2 protein-coding genes and 1 pseudogene are annotated in these 2767 nt (G+C 65.4%); all 3 read left to right on the forward strand.

The annotated features are described in order from the left end of the window. A pseudogene (locus VGH54_RS16380) lies at positions 1 to 597 on the forward strand (DNA replication and repair protein RecF); the annotation flags it as partial. Next, positions 594 to 1166, forward strand: a complete 573-nt coding sequence (locus VGH54_RS16385; protein ID WP_331513120.1) for a DUF721 family protein — start codon at positions 594 to 596, stop codon at positions 1164 to 1166. The pseudogene VGH54_RS16380 and the gene VGH54_RS16385, both read left to right, overlap by 4 nt. A gap of 219 nt (positions 1167 to 1385) precedes the next feature. Next, a partial coding sequence (locus tag VGH54_RS16390; RefSeq protein WP_331513121.1) for an ATP-binding protein occupies positions 1386 to 2767 on the forward strand: 1382 nt, incomplete at its 3' end.

Genomic DNA, 2767 nt, shown 5'->3' on the forward strand with positions numbered 1-2767 from the left:
CACGGTGCTGAATTGATGGCGGCCCGGATGGCGCTGGTGAACGAACTGGCGCCGGAGGTACAGAAGAGTTATCAGCGGTTGGCGCCGGCGTCGCGGCCGGCGTCGATCAGCTACCACGCCAGCGTCGATATCGAACAAGACCGCCCAGACGTGGAACTGCTGCGCACCGCCCTGCTGGAGAAAATGGCCGTACGCCGCGACGCCGAACTCGAACGGGGCGTGTGCCTGGTGGGCCCGCACCGCGATGATCTAGAGCTGCGGCTCGGCGAGCAACCCGCGAAAAGCTTTGCCAGCCACGGGGAATCGTGGTCGATGGCATTGGCGCTGCGATTGGCCGCCTACGAATTGCTGCGTGCCGAGGGAAGCGATCCGGTGCTATTGCTCGACGACGTGTTCGCCGAACTCGACACCGGCCGCCGCGAAGCCCTGGCCGCCGCGGCCGCCTCCGCCGAGCAGGTGCTGGTGACCGCGGCCGTTCCCGACGACATCCCGCGGGATTGGCTGGCCGACCGGGTGGACATCACCCTCACCGACGGCGACAGCGGGCCGGCGTCGGCGGTGGTCACCGAGATGGATGAGGAGGAGGACGGCAGTTGAATGCCGACGACGACACCCCGGAACCCGGTGCGGAACCACCCGAGCATCTGAGCGGAATGGCCGGCATGGATCTGGTCCGCCGGGTTCTTGAAGAGGCCCGCGGCATCGCCCGCACGCAAGGAAAAGATGTCGGCCGCGGCCGCCGGCTGCCGCCCACCCGACGTGTCGCCGGCACCGGAAACCGACGCCGGTGGTCAGGACCAGGCCCGGACGCGCGCGATCCGCAGCCGCTGGCGAGTGCTACCCGCGACGTGGCGAAGAAGCGAGGCTGGTCATCGCGGGTCGCCGAAGGAGCGGTCTTCGGGCGGTGGCCAACAGTGGTCGGCTCGAACATCGCCGACCACGCGACACCGACCAACTTGCGCGACGGGGTGCTGACCGTCGCGGCCGAGTCGACGGCCTGGGCCACCCAATTACGAATCATCCAGAACCAAGTGCTGGCCAAGATCGCCGCGGAGGTCGGCGACGGTGTGGTGAACAGCCTGAGAATCACCGGGCCGGTCGCGCCGTCGTGGCGCAAAGGACCGCTACACATCGCCGGGAGAGGCCCGCGCGACACCTACGGGTGACCCGCCGGGAGATTCGCTGAGGGCCGTCACAACGCGGGAAACCGCCTTGTCAAGCGTCAGGACGCAGCCCAGCGCGAAAAATTCCGCACACGGCGCAGATAGCTGTGTAGAAACGCCCCTACAGAATCGGTCCGAGACCACGTTGACGGTAGACTGACAAGGAACCAGCGCAGAGTCATCGGACTGCCCGCGCGCAATCCCAAGGAGAGCCTTCCGAACGTGGCTGCCCAGAAGAAGAATCCGAAAGAGTACGGCGCCGACTCCATCACGATTTTGGAGGGACTGGAAGCGGTCCGCAAACGCCCCGGCATGTACATCGGCTCCACCGGCGAGCGCGGATTGCACCACTTGGTTTGGGAAGTCGTCGACAACGCGGTCGATGAGGCGATGGCTGGCTACGCCGACACCGTCGACGTCAAGATTCTGGAGAACGGCGGCGTCCAGGTGACCGACAATGGCCGCGGGATCCCGGTCGCCACCCACGCCACCGGTGTCCCCACCGTCGACGTCGTGATGACCCAACTGCACGCCGGCGGCAAATTCGGCGGCGACGACGGCGCGTATGCGGTGTCGGGTGGTTTGCACGGGGTGGGCGTCTCGGTGGTCAACGCGTTGTCCAGCCGACTCGAGGTGGAGATCTCCCGCGACGGCTTCGAGTGGTACCAGACCTACGACCACTCCGAACCCGGCACCCTCAAGCAGGGCGACAAGACCAAAAAGACCGGTACGACGGTCCGGTTCTGGGCCGACCCCGGGATCTTCGAAACGACGAACTACGACTTCGAGACCGTGGCCCGCCGACTTCAGGAGATGGCCTTCCTGAACAAAGGCCTGACGATCAACCTCACCGACGAGCGCGTTACTAGGGAAGAGGTCGTCGACGAAGTCGTCAGCGACACCGCCGAAGCCCCGAAATCCGCGGAAGAAAAGGCCGCGGAATCCGTTGGGCCGCACAAGGTCAAACACCGGACGTTCCACTATCCGGGCGGCCTGGTCGACTACGTCAAGCACATCAACCGGACCAAGAACCCGATCCACGCCAGCATCGTGGATTTCTCCGGGAAAGGCCCCGGCCACGAAGTCGAGATCGCGATGCAGTGGAACGGCGGCTACTCGGAGTCGGTGCACACCTTCGCCAACACGATCAACACCCACGAGGGCGGTACCCACGAGGAGGGCTTCCGGGCAGCGCTGACGACGGTGGTGAACAAGTACGCCAAAGACAAGAAGCTGCTGAAAGACAAGGACCCCAACCTCACCGGCGACGACATTCGCGAGGGCCTGGCCGCGGTGATCTCGGTGAAGGTCAGCGAACCGCAGTTCGAGGGCCAGACCAAGACGAAGCTGGGCAACACCGAGGTGAAGTCGTTCGTGCAGAAGATCTGCAACGAGCAGCTGTCGCACTGGTTCGAGGCCAATCCCGCCGACGCCAAGACGGTGCTGAATAAAGCGGTGTCGTCGGCGCAGGCGCGCATCGCCGCCCGCAAGGCGCGAGAGTTGGTGCGGCGTAAGAGCGCAACCGACTTGGGCGGTCTGCCAGGCAAGTTGGCCGACTGCCGTTCCACCGACCCGAAACGCTCGGAACTGTATGTGGTGGAGGG

The sequence above is a fragment of the Mycobacterium sp. genome, assembly GCF_036488105.1.
GTDB lineage: Bacteria > Actinomycetota > Actinomycetes > Mycobacteriales > Mycobacteriaceae > Mycobacterium.